Annotated in this window: 26 protein-coding genes; all 26 read right to left on the bottom strand. The window is 50.3% G+C overall.

What is annotated here, in order from left to right:
* Window positions 1-152 precede the first annotated feature (152 nt).
* Entirely contained in the window at window positions 153-494 is a 342-nt protein-coding gene (gene avd / locus ACTQ3A_RS01020) for a diversity-generating retroelement protein Avd (protein ID WP_441494389.1), read from the bottom strand.
* A gap of 147 nt (window positions 495-641) precedes the next feature.
* Window positions 642-1,700: an SUMF1/EgtB/PvdO family nonheme iron enzyme gene (locus tag ACTQ3A_RS01015; protein ID WP_441494388.1), complete on the bottom strand. Its 1,059-nt coding sequence runs from the start codon at window positions 1,698-1,700 to the stop codon at window positions 642-644.
* Between the two features lie 2 nt (window positions 1,701-1,702).
* Window positions 1,703-2,074, bottom strand: a complete 372-nt coding sequence (locus ACTQ3A_RS01010; protein WP_441494387.1) for a hypothetical protein — start codon at window positions 2,072-2,074, stop codon at window positions 1,703-1,705.
* Window positions 2,065-2,244 carry a hypothetical protein gene (locus tag ACTQ3A_RS01005; RefSeq protein ID WP_441494386.1) on the bottom strand — a complete coding sequence of 60 codons (180 nt, stop codon included), beginning with the start codon at window positions 2,242-2,244 and terminating at the stop codon, window positions 2,065-2,067. Before ACTQ3A_RS01005 ends, ACTQ3A_RS01010 begins: the two co-directional genes overlap by 10 nt.
* Window positions 2,244-2,747, bottom strand: coding sequence for a hypothetical protein (locus tag ACTQ3A_RS01000; RefSeq protein ID WP_441494385.1), 504 nt, complete (start codon window positions 2,745-2,747; stop codon window positions 2,244-2,246). Before ACTQ3A_RS01000 ends, ACTQ3A_RS01005 begins: the two co-directional genes overlap by 1 nt.
* Window positions 2,748-2,759: 12 nt before the next feature.
* Window positions 2,760-3,077 carry a hypothetical protein gene (locus ACTQ3A_RS00995; protein ID WP_441494384.1) on the bottom strand — a complete coding sequence of 106 codons (318 nt, stop codon included), beginning with the start codon at window positions 3,075-3,077 and terminating at the stop codon, window positions 2,760-2,762.
* 17 nt (window positions 3,078-3,094) lie between these two features.
* Entirely contained in the window at window positions 3,095-4,123 is a 1,029-nt protein-coding gene (locus ACTQ3A_RS00990; RefSeq protein ID WP_441494383.1) for a putative phage tail protein, read from the bottom strand.
* A 13-nt stretch (window positions 4,124-4,136) separates the two neighbouring features.
* A complete protein-coding gene (locus ACTQ3A_RS00985) occupies window positions 4,137-5,267 on the bottom strand; it encodes a baseplate J/gp47 family protein (protein WP_441494382.1) in 1,131 nt (376 codons plus the stop codon).
* A 12-nt stretch (window positions 5,268-5,279) separates the two neighbouring features.
* Window positions 5,280-5,714 carry a DUF2634 domain-containing protein gene (locus ACTQ3A_RS00980; RefSeq protein ID WP_441494381.1) on the bottom strand — a complete coding sequence of 145 codons (435 nt, stop codon included), beginning with the start codon at window positions 5,712-5,714 and terminating at the stop codon, window positions 5,280-5,282.
* A 14-nt stretch (window positions 5,715-5,728) separates the two neighbouring features.
* Entirely contained in the window at window positions 5,729-6,097 is a 369-nt protein-coding gene (locus ACTQ3A_RS00975) for a hypothetical protein (protein WP_441494380.1), read from the bottom strand.
* Between the two features lie 15 nt (window positions 6,098-6,112).
* Window positions 6,113-7,363: an XkdQ/YqbQ family protein gene (locus ACTQ3A_RS00970; RefSeq protein WP_441494379.1), complete on the bottom strand. Its 1,251-nt coding sequence runs from the start codon at window positions 7,361-7,363 to the stop codon at window positions 6,113-6,115.
* Between the two features lie 12 nt (window positions 7,364-7,375).
* On the bottom strand, window positions 7,376-8,080 hold the full coding sequence (locus ACTQ3A_RS00965) for a LysM peptidoglycan-binding domain-containing protein (protein WP_441494378.1): 705 nt from the start codon (window positions 8,078-8,080) through the stop codon (window positions 7,376-7,378).
* Window positions 8,081-8,092: 12 nt separating this feature from the next.
* Window positions 8,093-13,123: a phage tail tape measure protein gene (locus tag ACTQ3A_RS00960; RefSeq protein WP_441494377.1), complete on the bottom strand. Its 5,031-nt coding sequence runs from the start codon at window positions 13,121-13,123 to the stop codon at window positions 8,093-8,095.
* A 156-nt stretch (window positions 13,124-13,279) separates the two neighbouring features.
* Window positions 13,280-13,858 carry a phage tail assembly chaperone gene (locus ACTQ3A_RS00955; RefSeq protein ID WP_441494376.1) on the bottom strand — a complete coding sequence of 193 codons (579 nt, stop codon included), beginning with the start codon at window positions 13,856-13,858 and terminating at the stop codon, window positions 13,280-13,282.
* Window positions 13,859-13,929: 71 nt separating this feature from the next.
* Window positions 13,930-14,388, bottom strand: a complete 459-nt coding sequence (locus tag ACTQ3A_RS00950) for a phage tail tube protein (protein ID WP_441494375.1) — start codon at window positions 14,386-14,388, stop codon at window positions 13,930-13,932.
* Window positions 14,389-14,407: 19 nt separating this feature from the next.
* Window positions 14,408-15,802 carry a phage tail sheath subtilisin-like domain-containing protein gene (locus tag ACTQ3A_RS00945; RefSeq protein ID WP_441494374.1) on the bottom strand — a complete coding sequence of 465 codons (1,395 nt, stop codon included), beginning with the start codon at window positions 15,800-15,802 and terminating at the stop codon, window positions 14,408-14,410.
* Window positions 15,803-16,051: a hypothetical protein gene (locus tag ACTQ3A_RS00940; protein WP_441494373.1), complete on the bottom strand. Its 249-nt coding sequence runs from the start codon at window positions 16,049-16,051 to the stop codon at window positions 15,803-15,805.
* A gap of 13 nt (window positions 16,052-16,064) precedes the next feature.
* Entirely contained in the window at window positions 16,065-16,931 is an 867-nt protein-coding gene (locus ACTQ3A_RS00935) for a hypothetical protein (protein WP_441494372.1), read from the bottom strand.
* Complete coding sequence (locus tag ACTQ3A_RS00930; protein ID WP_441494371.1) at window positions 16,921-17,205, bottom strand: DUF5026 domain-containing protein; 285 nt, start codon at window positions 17,203-17,205, stop codon at window positions 16,921-16,923. The genes ACTQ3A_RS00935 and ACTQ3A_RS00930 overlap by 11 nt, the downstream gene beginning before the upstream one ends.
* Window positions 17,206-17,215: 10 nt before the next feature.
* Window positions 17,216-17,596 (bottom strand): hypothetical protein, encoded by a 381-nt coding sequence (locus ACTQ3A_RS00925; protein ID WP_441494370.1) that lies wholly within the window; start codon window positions 17,594-17,596, stop codon window positions 17,216-17,218.
* The gene (locus tag ACTQ3A_RS00920; RefSeq protein ID WP_441494369.1) at window positions 17,593-17,964 is read right to left on the bottom strand and encodes a hypothetical protein; all 372 of its coding nucleotides are present in this window, start codon (window positions 17,962-17,964) and stop codon (window positions 17,593-17,595) included. The genes ACTQ3A_RS00925 and ACTQ3A_RS00920 overlap by 4 nt, the downstream gene beginning before the upstream one ends.
* The gene (locus tag ACTQ3A_RS00915; RefSeq protein WP_441494368.1) at window positions 17,964-18,392 is read right to left on the bottom strand and encodes a hypothetical protein; all 429 of its coding nucleotides are present in this window, start codon (window positions 18,390-18,392) and stop codon (window positions 17,964-17,966) included. The genes ACTQ3A_RS00920 and ACTQ3A_RS00915 overlap by 1 nt, the downstream gene beginning before the upstream one ends.
* Window positions 18,392-18,820, bottom strand: coding sequence for a hypothetical protein (locus tag ACTQ3A_RS00910; RefSeq protein WP_441494367.1), 429 nt, complete (start codon window positions 18,818-18,820; stop codon window positions 18,392-18,394). The genes ACTQ3A_RS00915 and ACTQ3A_RS00910 overlap by 1 nt, the downstream gene beginning before the upstream one ends.
* A 19-nt stretch (window positions 18,821-18,839) precedes the next feature.
* Window positions 18,840-19,868 carry a hypothetical protein gene (locus tag ACTQ3A_RS00905; protein WP_441494366.1) on the bottom strand — a complete coding sequence of 343 codons (1,029 nt, stop codon included), beginning with the start codon at window positions 19,866-19,868 and terminating at the stop codon, window positions 18,840-18,842.
* Between the two features lie 18 nt (window positions 19,869-19,886).
* Window positions 19,887-20,309 (bottom strand): structural cement protein Gp24, encoded by a 423-nt coding sequence (locus ACTQ3A_RS00900; protein ID WP_441494365.1) that lies wholly within the window; start codon window positions 20,307-20,309, stop codon window positions 19,887-19,889.
* Between the two features lie 16 nt (window positions 20,310-20,325).
* A complete protein-coding gene (locus tag ACTQ3A_RS00895; protein ID WP_441495220.1) occupies window positions 20,326-21,465 on the bottom strand; it encodes a hypothetical protein in 1,140 nt (379 codons plus the stop codon).
* Window positions 21,466-21,506 lie beyond the last annotated feature (41 nt).

Below are 21,506 nucleotides of genomic sequence, written 5' to 3'. Positions count from 1 at the left end.
ATTGAAGGTAGAGCGGAGCGGAAGCCCAGGTTCCTGTTCGTGTCGGAACGGCGGTTGTTGAGGTTCGCATAGAAGACCCCATCCCTGGAGGTATTGCCCCAGTTGCCGTTAATGTAGGCCACTCGTTTATATCGCTGTCCCTGCTTTTATTCCTACGATTGATTCTTTATCCATGATCCTGTGATCTTTCCGATTTCATCCACCATGCCGGACCATCTGTCATACTTCCTGTCTGACACCCATCCTCTTTTGTGGGAAAGTCTTATGTAAAACCGGAGCGTAGCAATCTCTACATCGAGCTGCTGAAGCGTGGTCTTTTTGTAATATTTCTTGAGGCCTTCCTCGCAAAGGTGAACCAGCGTATCCATGCTGTGCTTGATGTCTGCCGCCATCGCGAATTTCTCACTCTTTGGATACTGAGCGAGAGCATCGTAGGCATAGTCCATCATGTCATACAATTTTCGCTCGAGCATGTCTGAAAAGGTTTCGTTCATATGGTCCTCCATACCGCATGCGTTTCATTTTATCGCCTTTTGATATTTTTGTGCGTTTTCGTTACGGAATATCGGATTCCGTTATTGGAACCCTTAAAAATTATAGGCTCCGCTATCGCGGAGCCTTACAGGATACACTGCAACAGGTTACAGGTCACAATAAGCGGAGCGGAAGCCCAGGCCCCCGTACGTGACGGAACGGCGGTTGTCGAGGCCCGCATAGAAGACCCCACCCCCGGAGGTATAGCCCCAGTAGCCGTTAATGGAGGCCACTCGTTCGCCGTTGACGTTAATTCCGTGATAATCACCGCCGTAGTCTCCGCCCGGCTCATCCGGATAAATCATCAGAGCCTTTGCAATCTCCGGGGCGGTAACTCCAGATGCAAGTGTCATAGATGTATATGGCAGCCAGTTTCCAACGTCTTTAGTGATATCCAGAGTCTTGATATCCGTGCAAAGCTGGATCTGGCTGCTTACTACATCATATTTCAGTGTGCCGGCAGTACCAGGATCAACCAGAGATCCGTCGGCCAAAATTGCCTTCCAAGCCGCAGAATTAGCTCCGAGGGAAACCTCGGGATCCATGCAGTTCGCGTTCGGGATGATCTGCAGCTCGCCATTATTGCTGCGATAACCAGCTACCCATTCGGATACATTTCCGTTCATGTCGGAGATTCCATCTGGAAGCCAGTTGTGATTCCACGTTGCAGGACCGGTGCCTGTGGCCGTTCTTGCAACCCTTCCCTGGTCAAGAACTCCAGGAATCGGTACGCCTTTCTCAAGAGGATATGCATAATCCTGGCCAAAGTTGTTATTGCCCCTCGGCATTGTGCCGTTCTTTCTGCTCCAGAGTGCGACCTCAGACCACAGGGAATAGGGCATCAACCCCCATCCCTTGCCCTTGTTTCGGCATACAGAAACAGCTCTGTCGAAATCCATACTGTTTGCCGGATCCTGGAACGGAAGAGAGTAAGCACGATCATTTACAATGATATTGACGTACTTGGAAATATACATCGTCTTCTCGACGTCATTTACAATGGATCCGTAATGCGTTCGGTCTGAACCGCCAACGATCAGATCCTTATTGTTCTGCTTAGGCCATACAACCATGATGGACGGCATCCCCATGTCATCCATGATGACAGTGTTTTTTCCGCCCGTCAGAGCCTCAACAGCTAGCTTCACGTCATCGAAATTTGCCATTATTACACCTCCTCAACTTCCCACAGGGTAAGGGTCACATTGTCCATGCTGAACGGCACCGCAACCTTCTTTGTGATCGTCTTCTGGTTCATGCTGCTCTCATCCTGGTTCGCATCGTAATTCGGATTCTCTTCCTCGACTTCCTCGTATTTTCTTGCGGGGATATCGATCTGTGCAGCATAGGTATTCGTATCCGCTCCTACGGTGCATACGAGACCGCCCAGATAGTCAAAGCAGACATCGATATGCACATCGTCATCCCTCTCCTTCTTCTGGAGATTAAGGGAAATCTCGTCATTCAGCGTGATCGTGTTATTCCGGACGGAGTAGTCCAGAACATTCTCAGCATTCTCAGGGACTTTCTTTACGACCATGATTTTATTCCTCCTTCTCTTCTGCCCTGTTCAAGGGCTTCTCTTGACCTGGCAGCAATGACCTCGCAGGCTTCTCTTCCTTCTGAGTTGCTGCCACTAACGCCGAAAGACCTGCAAACCTTTTCTTCGTCGGCCCGTCTCTCATCGGACTTGATAATGATATATGCCATCAGACACCTCCCTGTACGATGCAGTTCACAGTCACAGATGAGGCCCCACCGGAATATTCAACCTTGAATCCGTTAAGCTGCTTATCGCTGACTGTAATGTCCCCAACGCCACCGGTTCCATCTTTTGAGAGGACTTCGACAATTACTGAGTAGTCCTTCGTGTTCCGGAGATATCCAAGCGGCACCGTCTTTTTGCTGTTATTAAAGGGGTAATTCTTGGTATTCGTGAGCGTCACCTGAATCTGCTCACCGGTAAGGCCGTTGACCTTATCCTGAAGTTTTCGGATATAATCCGAATTGTGCAGGCCGATAAGAATACCCTCAATCCCCTTGAAGTCCATGTCATTGAGGTTCTTCGCATTCATCGGAGTTCCCTGTTCAACTACCTCACCAGGGTACTTCTCAATGACATAACAGTCCTTCCCGTCGATCTTGATCGGCGTGAGGATTACGGTGTGAGGATGCTCAACTACTCTGTCTTTCCAAATTACTGGTATTTCCATTCTCTTTCACCTCTATTCTTCATCCACTTCCACGATTCGGAATTTAACCAGCTCGTAGAAGCCGTCACCGACTGACTTCATCGTGAGGTTTTTCGCCTGTGAGAGCCACAGGTTTCCGCTCGTGTCGTAAAGCTGCACCTCCGTTACGGTCTCTGTTCCTGTTTTGGGGTAGATCATAAAGCTGATCCGGACCACACCAGAGGAATCGACAGTCACATCGCTGAGTTCCGTCTTTACGTAATAACCATTCATCTTGTATCTCGCATAGCTGACGGTTCTTTTTACGTACTCCCGGAACCCGGTCATGGCTGCCTGAGTTAAAAGCGCCATACTCTGCCTCCTTTCTCTTAGACATCTATATCTTCATCGCCACAGACCGGAAGATCCGTAGCGAATGAGGTATCTGATACATTGAACGACATGCCTCCTGGTGACGCTGTGAGCGCCGTAGAGGTGTCTGGATATTCGCCAGTATATTTATTTCCCGGCATTGGAATGACCGCTCTATGGTCTTTTACGGACATTGTGAGCTGGATACCTTCGCCATCTATCAGAAGTGCGGTGTTTGTTTCCGGATGTATGCCGGTCTCTTTCTCTCCTGACACAGGAACAACCGCTCTATGGTCCTTTATTGCGGTCAAGAGCTTGATATCAGACCCATCAAGCAACAGTCCAGTGCTTGTAATTGGATGGACGCCAGTCTCAGCTTCTCCAGACCTTGGGATAACAGGAGCGTGTTCTCTTGTAGCCACCATTAGCTGTAGCTGTTCCCTGGTAAGCACCAGCCCTGTAGCAGTATCGGGAAGAGTACCTGTCAGCGGTATCTCCGCGCCAAATACAGAAGATCCGACGATGACCCGCACGGTAACATCGGTTACATCACATAAGCAGAATGTCGTGTGACTCTGCTTGATTTGCCGCAGCCTGTCGAATGCTTTTTTTATGTCGATTCCAGACCCGGTATCTGTAATTTCCACCCGGAACAGATTTGGATGTTCGATGCTCGGATCCTCATTGATATCAATTACCTTTGCTGTGCAGCTCAGGGCGTTTTGTAGTATCTGCTCCATCTTCCACGGAGTTATTGGAGCTCGGTCATCACGATGATTGATGACTCGTCTTCGTCTTTCCTCAAGCGGGAGATTTTCTTGAACGGGCAGACCGTATTTTATTTCCTGATATTTCATTCCCCATGTGGCTGTTTCCGGGAATGCCTGATCAATCAGTTCTTCGCACAGCTTCGTGGAATCGTCATACTCAACACCCATCACTTGGAAGAGCCATTTTGCCACGTATGACCTGTCATACCAGCTCTGCGTTATATACGACATCATCAGCTTCGCTGATTCCGAGGTTGGAAAATGATCTAAGTCCATGTCCGCCCTCCTTTCAGCTAAAATCTACCGATTTTGTAATAGCGTATTCTTCCTGGCTAAGAGAGACATTTTCCGTCTTTCCATTCATTTTGAAATCTCCGAAATCAATGACCCCGGGGATCTCCGTTATATGGCCGCGCATCTGGTTGTAGTACAGGACGTTCCTGCCTGTGGACTTGGCCTCGGCATATTCTCCCTTGGCCATGATCTTGAAAGCGCTAACTATCTGGTCAATATTCGTGGTCTCGTCATACTTCAGCTCCGTGCACGTATAGGACACGTTCACGTTCGTGGCTGCCACCACGGTAAGCTGAGCACTTCCTGTTGGTAGAAGCCTGCGGCTGCGATCATCCGGTGAGACAATATGATCGTACACAGCCTTAACTATGGAGTCATTCGCAGGTTCTCCGTTCTCGTCGATGATGACCAGCTTCACGGTTCCAGGTCCGTTCCAAGTCGGAATTACTATGCAGTCGCCTACTCCGATTACCTCCCTGGCCCACCTTACATAGTCAGTATCATTAGCTACGAAGGACTCACCTGCTTGAGCATTTGCCGAGTCGATCCTCTCCCTTAGAGCATCATCAGACTCCCTGTCTGTGCCTCCTGAGACGGGTTTCGGGTTGGTCAATGTTTCCACCCCTTTAATCCCACTCAGCATAAATAAAATTGTCCCTGCGGCCACGTTAGAGGCCGTCCCGGCTGCCATCGCAGTAACGGGCACGTTTATCGAACCTGTATCAGGAATAATAGCCTGCTCATCAGTAGAAAAATTAACTGATGGGGTGTCTGCTGTTGCCTCCGTGCACACCACTGTGCTCTTCGGAATAATCGTTCCGGATGTTCCTGTAATAGTCACATATCCTGAGGCCTTTCCAGCCTCCTTCCGTACAAGTCCTGCGCATTTAGCGTGCAGATCAAGGAATTCTCCTATAGCCCACTCCGGAAACATCAGCTGCAGAGCTCTTGTAATCTGGAACTCTACCAGCATGGACTTCTCAACCGCCGCCGGCATGGTCAGATCATAAGGAAATCCTCCCGGCATATTGTCAATGTCTGCCGGGAGCATATTCATCATTCGTTCATGTATTTCCTCCGGACTGTTGTTCTGTACAAAATCCGGAGCTTCAAATTCTACTGCCATGTTTTGCCCCCTTTAGACTGTTACTGTAAATTTGCTGCCATCTATTCCGGCAACCAGGAAGGAAACGCCAACACAGTCTCCATTCCAATCGAACTGAAAATCCGTGACGGATTCCGTTCTGGGATTGACCTCGATAGCCTCGGTGATCGTCCTTGCAATCTCGGACTCAACCACCTTTTCTCCTTGCCTGGACAGTGCCTTTTCCATCTCCACTCCAATATCGCTGGGATAAGCCAGGCATTGGTACCTTTCGGTATATGCCATCTTAGCGCACCACGCTTTGAATCCTTCCGTTCCGTCGCACTCTTCAATATCTCCTTTGCCATCCAGGGCGAAGTCCATCTTCTCATAATCCCATTTGAGCGTTCTATGGTACTCCGTATCGTACGCTTGGGATTCTGTTGAAAAAGAGGGGGACTCCGTGACCGGAAACAGGGCTTCAGCCATTCCATCTACCTCCCTCACAAACTACTTGATGATGTGATCGAGCAGATCACACACGCTTCACATCCTACCCAGGCTACCAAAACACGATCACCTGTATGCAGTCTCGGCATTGGCACCGTATGGCTGTGCCCACCCCTGGTCTCAGTTCCGTTGTGTCCTCCATGGGCTCCATTTGAGCTGGTTCCCACCGATAGGCCAGACCAGAACTTATTCACCGTCCATTGGCCTTTCGGAATCTTGACCGGAAAGGTATTCGTGGTTAGGCTCCAGTCTCCGTTGATGGTTCCAAAGTCCAGCTTCAGGTCTGATGGAATCTGTTGATTGATTCGATCGGTCAGAGTCTTGGCCAGGCGGTTGGTTCCCCTGTGATCATCAAAAGCCACTTTATCCTCCTTTCATTAGTCAAATGTTCCATCGTCTACCCATCCGTAGACATGAGTTTTCGCCCAGTTCGTCGTAATCAGATGCCATGGATGGGCTTTCCCCGATCCATTTTTTATAGTTATCTTCGCCTGCCCGGCTGATACGCTGTAACCTCTGGCCCCAGGGTAAGAGCTAACGTAGTGGGTTCCGCCGTGGAAATTCACGATGTCTCCCACGTTATAGGATTTCTTCGCCGGGGAGGGTGACGAAACTGGGGAAGCTGGCCTGTATGGAAGATGTAGCGATAATGTCATCGTCCTCCGATCAACATCATGGCTGCATCCAATTATTACGTAATATCCGCTCAGGGTCGCTCCACTCACATGAATTACATCTCCTTTGTGGACGAATGGAATATCCGGTGCCTGTACTTCGATGCTCTCAATCAGGTCTCCCTTGTCTGAGAGTTTCGTCTGTGCGTCCTTCTGTGCTTTGCCTTCTGTATCGTCCTTTGCCTGCACTACAATGGCCTGACGAATACCATACTGAGTTTTTCCGTTCAGCGTAGCCACAGTAGAGGACTGGCCATCATCGTCTGCCTGTCCGATAATCTTCACACGGGTGATCATACCGTCAGTTGACTTGGAGTGATTTATTGATATCGCCGAGTCCACATCAATGTGGTACTGGTCATTATTCGTTCCGTATGGTAAGACATAGGCTTTCCCTTTTCTTGCCTGGATAAAGCACTTTTCTCCACCCTTATCGTAGGCATCATCCAATACATCGGTAATGATGTCTGCCAAAGTCTGTGACTTATACGTGATCTTTGAGTGGGATACATTCGGTCCCTGGTAGCTTCCAAGCGGGATCTCCCAATCATCGAATACTTTCTTGATGATGGTCCCTGTACCTGTTCCTTCTGGGAAATACAGGTTATCCTGTGATTCCTGTAGGGGATAGAGCCTGTCATAGCACTTGATCGTTAGATCATTGGCAGCATTCGTCAACTTCGGATTCCAGTCGACGACATATCCCCTGGCTACCTCGTCACTCTTAGTACTTGATGTAGCAAAGATTCCGCACAGGCATCCGGACTTAATGACGGATGATAAAATACCTTTTGATGTCTCATCATTCCGAACCTTAAAAGAGATCCGGGTTGAGATTTCCCTGTCGGACTCTTCCCAACCCAGATCCTGTACATAATCCTTAATATTGAACTGACTGCCCTTTTCGTCCATAACCACAAGGCGATAGGACATGCTGTTAAGATCAATCGCCATCCTTTCGCCTCCTTAGTTTGGTATGGTGAGCACCTCGCCTGGATAGATCAGTGTTCCTCCAATGGTATTACCGTGGTTATAGCGATTACACCAGCTTTGGATCGTGCCCATATTGGCATCCCTGATCTTTGTCCACTGCGTACCGTTTCCGTAATACTTACGGGCAATGTTCCACAGACAATCGCCGCTTTTCACGGTATAGTTGCCCTTATTTGCCGGGGCTGACGGAGCAGGGGCTGGTGCTGGCCTCGGCTTCGTATATTTCACGATCTTTAACTCGTCAGTTGTGTAGATCTTCAACTCCCGGTACTGAGCGAACTCAATCGAGTAATCCTTGTTTCCAAGGCCTCCTGTGTTATCACAGTCAAACTTCGATATCGTAACATCCATGTTGATGTTGCAGTCGGTCGCTATCAGCTGCAATATCTGCCCGGATGCCTGCCACTTTCTCAGAATAGTCTCGCATTCCGTAGGCGTCTTATACTGCCCGCGTTTCACCAGCCATGTTTCGTTAGCCTTTGATGGTCCGAAAAACGTCCCATCCCAACTGACGCTAGTTGGGTTCATCCCCTTCGGGATCTTTACAGATCCCTTAGAGATGATTGAAAATTCCTGGTACGATGTTTCATCAGACACTCTGATTTTTTCCGGTAGAGTCGGAAAGCAGAATCCGGATGATCTTCTGCCGTTGTCGTTCTTGTAAAGCCAAATCTCCATTTTCCGCCTCCCTTATGCCGGCATATTCGAGAAGACTTCGCTCAGCCGGTCCGCGATGGATCCGCCTAGCTCGTCTGCGATCTCGTTCATGTGCTTACGGATGACTGCCATAACATGGCTTGCGTCCCCATCGTTGCCGTTGACAGTAAAGTTGAACTGCGGGTTGCTTACTACTACCTGAGGAGCATTACCGCTGGGGCTAGCTCCTTGTGAGTCCGGTTTTCCTTCTGACGACTCAACGGCAGTTGGATAATCATTCTCCGGAACACTGACGGGTACATTCGAGTAAGAAGACCCGCCATAGAGGCCTCCATCTGCATTCATAGGAACGCCAAGTTCTTCTCCGGCTTTCTTCCAGAGTGACAAGCCTCTGTTTCTTCGCTTTTCTCCGAGAGGGATGATCGCTTCCGGCCCATCTTCCCCCACCATGGAGAGCTGAGGGCCACTGATCAATCCGCCGTTCGCAAAGCCTGCGATGCTTGCGCTTACTGACTTTCCCGAAGCCTTGGTGCTGATGCTTGCTGAAGGATTGGTAATGCTCCATGCAATCGTCACCCTTACGGATGTTGTTACATCGTAGCCGCTTGCGAACTGGGAGGTTATAGCGCTTCCTACGTTGCTATGGAGCGTGGATACTCCGCTCTCCCATCCTGTGGCAGCTCCTACAGCTGTACCAATTGCCGAGCCGATAGGCCCGGAGATACCTGAGAAGTCCCAAGTAAGGGCCAGCACAGAAGCATTGAGCTTCGTCTGAAGGCTTGTGCCTGCGCTTGTCAGATCAACTGCCTCTACTGCCGAGTTTACGGACGTTTCCAGGGCGCTTGTAAGACCGCTGGCAGCTCCGCTTGTGTCTCCTCCGGATGCCGAACCGGAGCTAAGCGATTCTCCAATCTTGGAGTTAAGCGTGGCTCCTGCCTGGCTGAAGTCTGCACTTTCTACGGCACTGTTCACAGAAGACTCAATTCCGGAGGTAAGGCCGGAAGCTGCCTCGCTCCCTCCTTCTCCAGATGAAGCAGTTCCTGCGTTCATGGCCTCATTCAACTTGGTCTGCAATTCGGATCCGGCTGAGCTAAGGTCTGCACTCTGAATTGCGCTATTCACTGAGGACTCAATACCCGGTGTCAATGCGCTGATAGCCTGTGATGCTGCATCAGACCCGCCTCCGCTTCCTCCTGCTCCGGAGAGTGATTCTCCAAGCTTGGAATTCAGCGTGGAGCTTGCTTCGGTCATATCTACACCGTTTACAGCGTCATTCAGCATGTTCTGAAGAGCACTCGATACTCCTGCTGTTGCCGTTCCTCCTTTCGATCCGGCACCAGATGTTCCCTGAGTAAGTGCATCGGACAGGGAATCATTGATTGCAGATGCTACCCCGGAAGTATCCAGATTCTTCACCTGGTCCGGAAGGCTGCTATAAATCTGCTGGATCTCATTCGAAATTGCTGTCTGTGCTTCTCCACTAAGCCCTGTAAGCCCGAACATATTGGAAATCTCTGTGGTAGACATCGTTCCAAGATTCGTTCCGCTCGACAATGCCTGGTCAAATACAGACTGCAATTTCTCTGCGGTTGTTCCTGCCAGATCCGGAAGGATCCCATCAAGGGAAGTACCCCATGCATCGGCTATAGACTGGAAAGCAAAGCTCTCAATCTTGACCTGCAACCCTTGTATCTGTGCTGTATAACCTGATGTTGCCTCCTGTACTGCTTCATTGTACTGATCCTGTGTGATGGCTCCCTCAGACAACTGGAGGTTAAGGTTGGTCAGTGTTACCGTGAACGCCTGATCGTACTGATCTGACGCGCTCTGAGCGCTCGACTGCAAGGACTGAAGCAGCTCGTTGTAGGAGTCTACATCCAAGGCAGCTCCAGAGAACTTCACATTCAGCATAGATAGCTTCGCTTCGAACTGTGCATCTGTAAACTTGCTCGTGAGCTCTTTCATCTGGTTCTGAAGTTCCTGCATAGCATCCTGTTCGTTCATCTCCCAGTCAAAGCCGTTGATTCTGACCTTAACCTTCGTATCCGGAGAGATTACGCCATCAGACATAATTGCATCCATCTGGTCGCTAATCGCCTGGTACTGATTGTTGAGGCTCTCATAGAGTGAATTAGATGCTCCCTTCCAATCAATGCCAGGATTCTTAAGAGCATAATTAGGAGTCGGCATAATCAGTGAAAATGCTGCATTCGCTTCATACTGGCTATCCTGTAAGAACTGTTTTGATGATTTCTGCAGAGTCTTTGCGGTATCAATGTAGCTCTGCATTCCATCTTCGGTGTCGAGGAAGCCGTTTTTCAGCTTCCAGTTCTGCTTCTGTACATCGGCCTGAGCGGACTGAAGGTCTTGTAGAGAGCTGGATGCATCACTAGCAGCCTGCATATAGTTATCCAAGCCTGATGTGTCCTTCCCGAAAAGCAGGCCTTTCGTTATGTCCGAGATATCCTGAGATGTCAGCTTAATGTCCCCGAAAGCTTCCCTCGTCTTCTCACTTGCTGCATTCTGTAGAGCAGCGCCAAACTGATCCGCAGCTACTTCTGTATCTTTGAACTGCTTCTGAAGCTCTTCACTCTCGAATCTTGTACCTTTCAATGCATACTTTGCTTTGTCAGAATAGTTCTGGATCTTCTTCGCTTCTTCTTCGTAGTCCTTTTCGATCTTGTGGCCACCGATCATTCCAGCGATACCACCAACACCGGCACCTACAAGTGCGCCGATAGCAGTGCCAAGGCCAGGAACCACTGAGCCTATAATAGCTCCGGTTGCCGCTCCGGCAGCAATTCCGCCTCCGGTAGCCAGCGCTCCATTTCTATAGGCCTTGCCCTTCTCTGTGTTGCCCTCTTTGTACGCCTTGTAGGATGTAATACCCTGTCGTACTGTATCCACACCAGCTACTCCGGCAGCAATTCCTCCACCTACAGCTCCTGCTCCAAGGGCAATCGAACCCGCTGTAGTGGTAGCTCCTGCTCCTGCTCCGATCTTTCCAAGAGTACCAAGGATGCCTGAGCCCTGCATGGCTACCGGTCCAACAAATGTCCCCGTAGCATCGGTAAGGCTTCCAAGTGAGAAGGATCCGAGCGCACTCTTGCCCGCTCCGAATAAGGTCTTTCCTCCGCTAATCAGCTGCCCGATTCCCTTGATAAGCGGTACTCCGATCCTTGCAAGCAACGCGGCCGATAGGAAGGAGGACAGCTCCGGGCTGGACGAGAAAATCCCTGAGGCATTGGTAAGAAGTCCCTTCAGGTTGGAAGTGATGGCGCTTTGTATATCAGAACCCTTGAATCCTTCTGCGAATCCTTTTGCGAACGATGCTCCAACACTTGCCCCATCGTCTATCGTGCTCGATACATCTATTCCAAGGAGAGTCAGAATTCCAGTAGAGATCCCCGTCCCGAGGCCTTTACCGATCTCCTGTGCCTTGTTCATGATGCCGAGCTTGCCCTTTGTGCTCCACCATTTCTCAAATGGATCACCAATCAGAGTATCGAATGACAGCTTTAGTTTCCCGAAAATGTCTGCGTTCTTCCACTCTGAGGAATTCGTGAGTGTTTTGAATTTTCTCTTCGCGTCACCCACAAACCGGTCAAGCTTATCCATGGCCTCCATCAACCCTTCCTGTAAATCAGGCATATGGTCTGTGAGCCACTGTATCCCATCCATCAGATACGGTTTCAGCCTTTCACCAAGAGCAATCTTTACTCCATCCAGGGCGCTCTTAAAGATGGTCCACTTGCCTTGCACATTGTCGAGCATGGTGTCTGTCATCTTCTGGGATGCTCCATCTGCATTTGATATCGAATCGGCAAGCTGGTCATAGCTGTCCTGAGAAGCATTAACGATAGCCAGCAGTCCAGACATTGCCTCCTGTCCTGCCAGATCGGACGCATACTTGGCCTTCTGGTCTGCTGTGAGACCGGAGAAGCCTTTTCTCAGCTGTCCCATGACGTCAGATAGCGACCTCATGGATCCGTCCTGGTTCGTAATACTGATTCCCAGAGCCTCCATAGCCGTTGCCGCATCCTTTGGCGGGTCAGCAAGCCTTGTGAGCATACTTCTTAATGCTGTGCCGGCTTTCTCTCCTTTGATTCCGGAGTTTGCCATAAGTCCGATAGCCTGAGCTGTATCTTCAATGCTGTATCCCATGGCTCCCGCGATTGGTGCTACATATTGGAAGGTCTGTCCCATAAGACCGACATTCGTGTTTGCGCTGGCAGATGCCTGTGCCATAACGTCAGCGAAGTGAGTAGAATCCTCAGCTGACAGGTTGAAGGCTGTCAGTGCGTCCGTGACGATATCTGATGTAGTGGCCAGATCCTCACCGGAAGCGGCTGCAAGGTTCATGATACCCTGGATGCCGTCCATCATCTGCTGAGGCTTCCATCCTGCCATGGCCATATACTCGAAGGCCTGTCCGGATTCCTCCGCAGTGAACTTTGTAGTGGCGCCCATTTCCTTAGCCTTGGCGGTGAGGGCTTCAAATTGCGCTTCTGTAGCGCCTGAAATTGCCTTCACCTTGCTCATTTCAGCCTCAAATCCCGTGTAGGTGCTGATTACATCTGAGAGCATGGCTGTGCCGCCGATGGTCACTCCAGCAGCTGCCAGCGGGCTTGTAATTGCCTTTAGCGCACTTTTTATTGGGCTGGTAATCTTATCTGCGGCAGAGACAGTGATATTCCACGCCTTTCCGGCAAGGCTCTTTCCCATCGATGCGATTTTAGAAATCACGGACGTTGCCTTGTCCTTTACGGCAATTACTTTTTCAATCTTCTCTTTGTTGAAATTTTGTGTTTCTTTATCGGCCTGTGAGAGGGTTTTTTCAAATCCTTTTGCCGACCTCTCTGCTGAAGCGAATCCTCTTTCTGCAGAAGTGCCAATGTCTTGAAAGCCCTTTCGCATCTGAGATGAGGACTTATTGACTTTCGCAGATTCCTTTGAAGCGCTTGTTCCTAGTCCGCTCAGCTTGCTCTGAATAGAATCCAACGCTCCCGAGGCATTATCTTCGACGGTAATCGGAATTTCAATCTGAATCGTTTTACTGGCCATTGTCCGCACCTCCTTTCTTATCATCTTCAAGACGGACCGACATAGAAGCGAGCAGGAATGCACGCTCCCATGGTGACCTGGAATATACCTCAGTTGGGGTTAATCCGGTCCGTTGGAAGATCTGGTGAAGAAGAGTCACCCTTCCGCCGGCACGAATCATTTTTTTGCTGTTTCTTCGCGGTAAAGATCAGCCTCATCAGCGTCGTCCGTGTTGTACCCCGAAAGTTCGTTTACCATCTCCAGGGCACGGTCCTTCTCTCCACCATTAAGCACTGCCTCAATAACATCCAGAGCAGTTACGATCTGGTACCCTTTCATCTGGAGACCGCTCCACAGCTTCTTGTTGTCCCAGAGGTTCGCCCTGTCTTCTTCCGTGGTGGCATGATAGATCAGAGAGCTCCGGAACTTCGCCTGATCAACAGAGTCCTCGAACTTGACGCCAATCGACCGGTTACGCACGAACTTGGTGTACTTCTTTCTGCACTGACGGGCCTCTTCATCAGATAGCGCATGCAGGTGGAATTCGAAATATTTATGGCCATTCCGGATTACTTCAAAGAGCTTCGTGACTTCAGTTCTGTCCTCAGCTGCCTGAAGCATTCCGGCAATGAAGTCATTCTCATTGGTGCGGAGTTTGGTTTTCTCCTGATCCTGTGTCTCCTGCTCGGTAAACTCCTCGTCTACTACTTCCGGAGCCTTTTCGGTGTCGGTGATAGTCTTCTTCAGTGTTGCCATTTCTTATCCTCCTATAAGAAAAAAGGGGCGCCGGTCATGCGCCCCTGTGCATTATTGATTGGGAAAGGTGGTCAGATGGAAAGTGTCTTCTGAAGGTCTGGCTTGCCATTGCAGTACAACGACCAGCTCCTCTTAATGACATCTCCGTTCTCGAAGTTCTGGAGATCGATATCGCCAGATGGAATGCAGTCACGATATACTACCCGCTCTTCTGAACCATTGAGGCCACTAAGGACCCCCTGGAACACCAGCTGCGGAGTTACGCCAGAATGCATGGCGTCGATCAGCGTCTTGAAGTTATCGGCATCCTCGATCACGATTTCGGAGTATGTGATAGTGATGCCATAGGTGTTGGAAGTCTCATGCTCCTGCGGGTCACCGAGGGGTGAATACTTTGCGTTATTGTAGGATACCTTCGACTGGAATGTATCTACGGAGTACAGCATGTTTCCGTCACCGTCATAGACGGCGGCGTCCTTGCCAGTACGTGCGTTTCTAGCATCAGATGATGCCCTGTTATTGATAGCCATTTATACGTACCTCCTTTTCTTAGACGATAGAGCTGAACCGGAACCGATAGGTGAGATATAAATGCTCGATAGAATCAAGGTCTACGACATCGATCACGAAGTATGCATAGTCCCCATCGGATACTGAATTGGTATCCTCGGAAACAGTTCCTGCAACCAGCTTCCCTTCGGAAATCATGCTGTTAACGATGGTCTGGAGCTGAGCTACAACGGTAGCACGGCCGTTCGCATCGTTATTCACCTTTCCGATCATGGAATCAGCCTGATCGTTGCATCTGGTCATGAGCTCGAATCTGGTCTTGGTTCTGCGGGTCTTCTTCCACCCGGCGTCCTGGTCATCCTTCGGGGTAACCAGAGTGTTGATTGCATAGTCAATCCATACCTGGCCAGCTGCATTCGTGGAGAGAACCAGGCATCCCTCGGTCTCTGCCTCCGTCATCTGTGTGGGAGTCAGCGGCTCAAGGAGTTCTGTCCATCCGCTGATGACCTTGTGAGTCATGGACTGGCTGGAAGGTGTCACTGCGTACTCGGCGGTGATCCTGGCGGCCAGGAGATATCCCTTCAGTTCCGCCTCTGACTCCTTAACATGCGCATTAAGCACATAGTGGACCTTTTCGCTGTTGAAGGCAGCTGCCGCAGCCTCCCTGTCTGCCAGAGTCTCGGAAGGATCCTGCGCAACGAAGCAGACAGCCATCTGGCCAACGTTGTAAATCCTGTCGAGGAATGCAGAGAGAAGCAGATGCACCGCATTGTCGTTGGAATCAACGCAGATACCGTTGAAGCGGAACTTCTCGGCGATGCTGAAGGCGTTAGAATAATCGGCGTTGGTGATTTTCGGATCTTCGCCGGCTGTGAAAGCAGTAGAAGTGGTCTCAGTTATCTTTCCGGTTGCCGTTCCCTTGGATGCTGCGAAGTTCTCAGAATCCTTGAATGCAGCTACAAACTCGTCAACCTCATTATCTCCGACTGCGAAGTCATGAGATTCAAACACGGATCCGTCAGCATAGATCGCTACGGTCTTCTTGGTGGAATCTGCAGCCTTGGTTTTTACGGAATAGGTGAATTTCTTGCTTCCTGCATACTTTGCGGTCAGGGTTACGGTTCCTGTTGCTGCGGCAACCTCAGCCTTTGCAGCTGTTCCTCCATCGCCAAGACGGATGCAGATTACCTTCTTGGGAGAAGCTGCATAGATCTCTCTCAGCATATCGGTGTTTCCGCCGTTGCCATAAAAATTCTGGTAGTTATCGGTGCCCGTAAGGGTCTTTGCCGCACCTAACGGGCCGAAATCAGCTGCGAAGATAGCGCATACCACTCCATCATCTGCTCCGGCGACTGCATCGGTACCGGCCTTCTCTACACGGAAGTAAGCACCAGGGCGGACCTTTGTTTCCCCCTTCATGAATGTTCCTGCCATTTACTTTACCTCTCTTTCCAGAAACTCTTTCACCAGTTTCTCAGTGTTAGAAATTGTTGCAGCCTTAAGGCCTTCCAGCTTGAGCGCCGTATACACTACCTCCGGCATCGTGTGGAAACGTGTCTTGGCAGCCTCTTCCAGCTCCTCAAGGGAATAAAGAGGCTCCTCGTCCGGTGCTTTGATGACGCGTACCGGCTCAGCCTTAGGAGCTTCCTTTGCAGGATTAACCTGCTTAGTATCATCGTTCATTTTTTACCTCCATCTACTGGTTGATATTGATAGATTGGATTGTGTGCGGCTTTGGAGTGGTCTTAACTACACCGTAATGCGTGAATACGGTAATCTGTCCGATCCTAAGGTAGTCGGCTTTCCGGTCGAACTGTACCCCGTTGATTCTCATTAGAGACCCATCCGTCATTAACAGTTCTCCTTCCATGGAAAGCTTCTGCTCAATGGCTGCGCACATCTTTAGGTTGTCCGCTTTGACCGGGCACAAGACATGCACAGACATCTGACAGTCAAGCCAGGTTATTGTGTGAAGATTATGCCCAGTTGACATGACAAGCCTTTGGACTTCCGTATAAATGATCGGAGCGTCTTTTGAAAGAACCATATCTCCGATACGGTCTATTCCTATGATGATTGCCTCTGGGTACAACTCCTTCAGGTATCTCGACAGTGTAACCTGCGGATCGGGATCTGTTGTCTCCTGGTTCGGATACTCAACGATATCGAACTGCGTTGTCTGTCCTATGATATTCGTTCCCGGAAGCGTAAAGCCGTCAGTCCTCGCCCAGGCGAAGGAGTACGGCCCGTCAGTTCCTTCTGGGTTCAGAAGAATGTCCCGGAAGGTGTCTTTGATGGCCGCAGACAGCGCTAAAATGACCATAGAGGTGCGTTCCGTGTAGACCGTGATACTTAATGTGCCTACGGATGAACGCTCCTCATTTGCCTGCGTATCGATGATGTAATCACATCTCGGATACTGGGTCTTTCCGCCCCATCCCTCGTCTTGGTCAGAGGGTGCCTCGGTGTCAAATACTGCCGGTCCATCATAAAACTTAGCCAGTCTTCCAGTCAGATCATCATTCTCAACCAGCCGCTTATAGATCAGCTGTTTAAGATTCATCTGCCTTCACCTCCGGATACTTCGAAACGGTAACCATGTCGTTTGTATACCGGATTTCCCACTGGCCAGCAGCCGCTTCTTGCGCAGGGATGAAGAAGTGATTCGTCACGTTCTGGATTCTCGGCGGATACTGTACCGCAATCTCATCCTTTGAAGCACTCGTAACAAATCCCATCTCTGCATCTGACCATGAGCTGTGCTTTGCCCAGATCAGCGTTCCTCGCTTTACCTCATCGAGGTTGAAGTGAGGCGTTTCGTCGTTCGTTACTAACATGGGTCACCTCCTACAAGTCCGCGAAGATCCCGTCTATATCCTTCTCTGTACGTTCAATGATCTTGTCCACAAACGGCCTGGCAGCCATCTTCCTTGTCCCTTCTTCGAGATATCCGGCATAATTAACTCCAGGTTCGCCGAAAACAGTGATATTTCCGCTCCCTCCTCTTACGCCGAATGTCCACAGATTCCTTAGATTGCCGGATCTCATATGCGGGACTTCACCCGGGGCAGATGCAGGCGGATAGCTCCCGGATGTAAGTACCTCAATCTCTGCATTCCTTAACGCATTCTGCACCTTGTAGGCTCTGGACATGACTGCCTGATTGATCTCCTGTATACCACTGGCTACATCAATTCCAAGCTGTGCAGCTCCTGCTTCCGGACTCATTTCACATCATTCCTTTCTTCCACGTAGTAAATCGTCGTGGCACCGAGTTGGCCGACATCCTGCACCAGGAGAATATAAAAAAGCTGGTTGTTTCCAGCCAGCATATCTCCCTTCTTGCAGACGGCCTTGCCTCTTGCCACGATGGTGTGTGTCAATGAATGCTGATCAGAATCCCACAGGTGCATGTGGCGCTGTTCCTGATCCGTGTTAGCCTGTGCCAGAATTCCACGAAAAACCTTACCGGTGTCCTCATAGTGTTTCACAGGTATGCCTGTATCTGAGAGCCTTGTGCACTCTTTCATCAGCCGGAACTCCTTGTACAGGTTTCCCGGCCTTCGGTACATGCCTCTTACCGGGTTATCGTACATTACCGGCCTCCTTTCGGAACCTCTCCCGCATGGTCTCTGCTCATCATCCCGAGACGGAAGTAAGGATCTCTATGCGTGTCGCATCCGTTCTTTGCGATTGCCTCGGGAGAGACATTCGCAGCATCCAGCTCTGCTTTCAACTTGGCATACTCTTCCTTCCACAGCTTCGCCCGCTCGCCATATGACAGGTTCACGGGTCCGTCTGTGGTGTTGACCTCGTAGGAAAATCTTCGGAAGATGGTTTCAAGGCAGGCCAGCTTCGCCCGTTTCCATGAATCCGGATACATTGCCAGGCAGGCATTGTATTCTTCGTCACAGAGAGCACAGGTATCCTGCTTTCCTTCCACCATAGTGTCTCCAAGCTGGAACCGCATCAGGTCTTTTCCGTTCTCGGTGAGCTTCGACGGGTCATACTCATAGGTCATCATCAGCGGTCACCCGCCGCATCGGCCTTTACCTCCCCGGCAAGCTCCTCTGCCCTTTTCGCTGTCGCATCCACTACAGACTTACGACTGTCGAGTGCATTTACGAAGATAAGCACGGATTCGCTCTCAGCCTCTTTAATTTCGCCTACAGCAGTCTTTACATCCTCCTGCATTATTCCCACGGCCTGTGCCAGTTCCGCCTCTGTAAGGTCAATTACGGAGGTCTCAGAGCCATTCGAGACAGGCACCTTGAACTTGACCTCTCCCACGTTTGGAATCAAAGCAGCCGGAGTACCATCATCAGATGCAATGGAAACAACTCCCATCTTCTGCTGTGCCTCAGGGTCGATAACTTCACCGGCCGGGATTTCCTGACCGATGAAGTATTTCTTTCCCCCGAAGGAGCAGGGCGTCTTTGCAAAAAGTCTCATGTCTGCTCCTTTCTATGCCTTAGACTGCGGATTTGAAGAACATTCCAAGGTCGTTAGCTACTACCTTCTGATCAGATGCCATCAGTCCTTCGATAAACTCAGTATGAGTACCGTTCTCACCAAGATACTTGATGATCGGGAGGGTCTGGCCATCACCGAGCATATCCCATGTGAAGATGTAGCCTGCGGAAGGCTCTTCAATGGAAGGTGCGTCAGTCGCATATGCCAGAAGGAACGCATCCGGATCACCGATGAACTGCATATTTGCAGCTGCACCAGCCTCAGCTTTGTTCATGATGGAGTTAAGTACAACCACCTGGTCTACGCCGAACAGCTGTGCCAGTACGTTCATGGTTACGGATGCCGGGTTTGCAGTGGTTCCTCCATACTTAACTCTCTCAAGGATTCCTGCATGGTTCTTCAGTGCCTTAAATACGTTGGCTCCAAGTGCCAGTCGGTTCGGAGTCCTACCGGTGCTCTCCTGCATCTCGGTCTTCCGGTCATCAATGAATTTGATGGGATCGGAGTTACCATTGGAGAACTTAATGAAGTTCTTCCCAGACGCTGTGGTAGTGTCAACTCCGGAGAACTCATTGTTCCATACTCCTGCTTTGAAGTAGTGGTCAGCAAAGATGCGATCCTGATGAATGTTTGCCTGCTCGGCGATAGTTCTGACTCTCTGGCGTGCCGGATCCATAGTAGCCGGTCCCTGGCGTCTGCTGAGATCGGTCTGACGGATCTGGTCAATGCCCATGATCATCTGATCAACACGGCAGGAATAGCTCTCCATGTGTTCGGATACCGGAGCGGGATCAACCTTGCCATAAGCAGGCTTCCGATTCCAGTTGTCACGGAGCAGATCCTCCTTGTTAAAAACGTAGTAGTTGTCAGAAGACAGATCTACATTGCAGATCGGGAAAATGCTCTTTGCGAAGTAATTCGCAGGGTTCTGGTAGTATGCCAGAGCCATGTTAGTAAGAGCGGTGTGTGGCTTGAACAGCCCCTTAGCGATTTCTGCGGAAATGCCCGCAGCAGTATTTCTTGCCATTCTTATGACCTCCTATTCTCAGGCGTTCTTCTGATACTTCTGGATCTGTACGCGGACGTAAGAGCCAGCGGCTGCATTGGAAAGGGCAATGCCAAGGACATAGTTGCCTGCGGCAGCTGCTACAGCCTTGCCGTCCTTGTCAGCGGTAACCTCAGCGCCCTTCTTGATGGTGCCTCCGGCAAGGACGTAGCCGATATCCTTGACCTGGATATCAACATCGTCTCCCTCGGTTACCTTTCCAGACTCGAGACCGGATGCATCATTATATCCAGCCTCGATGATAGCGATACCTACAGGGATATCAGTACCGGCAGTAGCGGGAACAACAGCACCGTTCTCGTCATACTTGACGATCAGGTTGCGGATGTCCGTCACATCTGCGCCGGCAATCTCTGTGATGGTTACGGACTGGTTAATCTGTACTCCATTGAAGTTTGCCATTGCTTATTCTCCTTTCTTACTGGTGGCTTTCGGACTCATACTCGTCATAGATATCCGGATTCTCTGCCCATGCCTTGGCCACAGCCTGGGTATAGCCGAGGTTCGGATCCTTCTCCATGAATCCCTTTGCGATGGTCTCAATCTTTCCTTCTGCGGCACTCTTTGCCACGTGAGCAGGAGCAGACCCGTGACTGGACTTGCCGATCTCAGAGAACATGCCGCTCTGCTCAGTCATCTGAACTGCGGAATCGAGGACTGCGATCATGTCGCTGTATGCGGTTCCACCGGCAGCCTTAAGACTCTTCAGAGTCGGAACCAGGTCCTCAGGCTTCTTGCCGAGGACTTCGTACTTCTTGGCTACCTCGGTGAGCTGCTGGGTCTCGATATCATCCTTGAACTTCTTCAGTGATTCGAGCTCAGCCTTAACCGCAGGATTCAGACCTTTGTAAACATCCTCTTCAGCAGGCTCTTCCTTGCTCTTGCAGGTCTTGTCTGCCTTCTTAGTCTTTGCCGGCTTTTCTTCCTCGACCTCTTCCTCGTTTTCACCAGGATCAACCTTAGAAGTCTTATCCGTGCCAGTTGCCTTGGTCACTTCGTCCTCTTCCGGAACTTCGACCTTGAACTTTTCGATAAGCGCCTCATAAGCCTTGCGCTCTTCCTCGCTCATCTTGGACTTATCAATCTTGATCATGTCTTCAATGTCTCCTTTCGACTCATTCTTCTGGACGGCATCGCCATCCTTTACCTTGCTGATATTGCTCAGCTTTCCTGATGCCCATTTGGCTGACGCCGCTTTCGCCGCCGCCGTAAACTGGTCGATGCTCTGCTCCATCAGACCGAGCCGGTCATCATCTGCGATTTCAGTGTCTGTGAGGATGGACCAGAGTGATTCTCTGACTGCTCGAGTCATTTCCCGCATCTCGTCATCGATCTTTTCAAGTGACGCGACGGCTGTCATCTCCTCAAAGGTATGAGCACTCTTTTCGACAGATTCCCTGCCATCGGTTTCATCCACCAGGCCAAGGGCTTTCGCAATGGTCTCCCATGCTCTCCGCAGTCCGGATTTCCCGTCCCTGTTCTTGGTGATGAGGATGTCCGCTCCCTTGTTTGCTCCCTCATCCACGAAATCTACGTTTGTAATTTCCAAATCTTTCAACTTGTGGGCCACTGTCCTGTCTACCTCCTTTCACTGAAATT

It is taken from the genome of Bilifractor sp. LCP21S3_F8, assembly GCF_052117805.1.
Lineage (GTDB): Bacteria > Bacillota > Clostridia > Lachnospirales > Lachnospiraceae > Bilifractor.
This window is presented reverse-complemented; position numbering and strand designations above follow the sequence as displayed.

Bases quoted from the DNA above. Each gene is read 5' to 3' on its own strand.
- ACTQ3A_RS01005 (WP_441494386.1), bottom strand. From the start codon at position 2,244: ATGGCATATATCATTATCAAGTCCGATGAGAGACGGGCCGACGAAGAA.
- ACTQ3A_RS00995 (WP_441494384.1), bottom strand. From the start codon at position 3,077: ATGGCGCTTTTAACTCAGGCAGCCATGACCGGGTTCCGGGAGTACGTA.
- ACTQ3A_RS00930 (WP_441494371.1), bottom strand. From the start codon at position 17,205: ATGTTAGTAACGAACGACGAAACGCCTCACTTCAACCTCGATGAGGTA.
- ACTQ3A_RS00990 (WP_441494383.1), bottom strand. From the start codon at position 4,123: ATGGACTTAGATCATTTTCCAACCTCGGAATCAGCGAAGCTGATGATG.
- ACTQ3A_RS00940 (WP_441494373.1), bottom strand. From the start codon at position 16,051: ATGAACGATGATACTAAGCAGGTTAATCCTGCAAAGGAAGCTCCTAAG.
- ACTQ3A_RS00905 (WP_441494366.1), bottom strand. From the start codon at position 19,868: ATGGCAAGAAATACTGCTGCGGGCATTTCCGCAGAAATCGCTAAGGGG.
- ACTQ3A_RS00915 (WP_441494368.1), bottom strand. From the start codon at position 18,392: ATGATGACCTATGAGTATGACCCGTCGAAGCTCACCGAGAACGGAAAA.
- ACTQ3A_RS00945 (WP_441494374.1), bottom strand. From the start codon at position 15,802: ATGGCAGGAACATTCATGAAGGGGGAAACAAAGGTCCGCCCTGGTGCT.
- ACTQ3A_RS00950 (WP_441494375.1), bottom strand. From the start codon at position 14,388: ATGGCTATCAATAACAGGGCATCATCTGATGCTAGAAACGCACGTACT.
- ACTQ3A_RS01010 (WP_441494387.1), bottom strand. From the start codon at position 2,074: ATGGTCGTAAAGAAAGTCCCTGAGAATGCTGAGAATGTTCTGGACTAC.
- ACTQ3A_RS00965 (WP_441494378.1), bottom strand. From the start codon at position 8,080: ATGGAGATTTGGCTTTACAAGAACGACAACGGCAGAAGATCATCCGGA.
- ACTQ3A_RS01000 (WP_441494385.1), bottom strand. From the start codon at position 2,747: ATGGAAATACCAGTAATTTGGAAAGACAGAGTAGTTGAGCATCCTCAC.
- ACTQ3A_RS00970 (WP_441494379.1), bottom strand. From the start codon at position 7,363: ATGGCGATTGATCTTAACAGCATGTCCTATCGCCTTGTGGTTATGGAC.
- ACTQ3A_RS00900 (WP_441494365.1), bottom strand. From the start codon at position 20,309: ATGGCAAACTTCAATGGAGTACAGATTAACCAGTCCGTAACCATCACA.
- ACTQ3A_RS00935 (WP_441494372.1), bottom strand. From the start codon at position 16,931: ATGAATCTTAAACAGCTGATCTATAAGCGGCTGGTTGAGAATGATGAT.
- ACTQ3A_RS00910 (WP_441494367.1), bottom strand. From the start codon at position 18,820: ATGAGACTTTTTGCAAAGACGCCCTGCTCCTTCGGGGGAAAGAAATAC.
- ACTQ3A_RS00980 (WP_441494381.1), bottom strand. From the start codon at position 5,714: ATGGCTGAAGCCCTGTTTCCGGTCACGGAGTCCCCCTCTTTTTCAACA.
- ACTQ3A_RS01015 (WP_441494388.1), bottom strand. From the start codon at position 1,700: ATGGCAAATTTCGATGACGTGAAGCTAGCTGTTGAGGCTCTGACGGGC.
- avd (WP_441494389.1), bottom strand. From the start codon at position 494: ATGAACGAAACCTTTTCAGACATGCTCGAGCGAAAATTGTATGACATG.
- ACTQ3A_RS00985 (WP_441494382.1), bottom strand. From the start codon at position 5,267: ATGGCAGTAGAATTTGAAGCTCCGGATTTTGTACAGAACAACAGTCCG.
- ACTQ3A_RS00920 (WP_441494369.1), bottom strand. From the start codon at position 17,964: ATGTACGATAACCCGGTAAGAGGCATGTACCGAAGGCCGGGAAACCTG.
- ACTQ3A_RS00960 (WP_441494377.1), bottom strand. From the start codon at position 13,123: ATGGCCAGTAAAACGATTCAGATTGAAATTCCGATTACCGTCGAAGAT.
- ACTQ3A_RS00925 (WP_441494370.1), bottom strand. From the start codon at position 17,596: ATGAGTCCGGAAGCAGGAGCTGCACAGCTTGGAATTGATGTAGCCAGT.
- ACTQ3A_RS00955 (WP_441494376.1), bottom strand. From the start codon at position 13,858: ATGGCAACACTGAAGAAGACTATCACCGACACCGAAAAGGCTCCGGAA.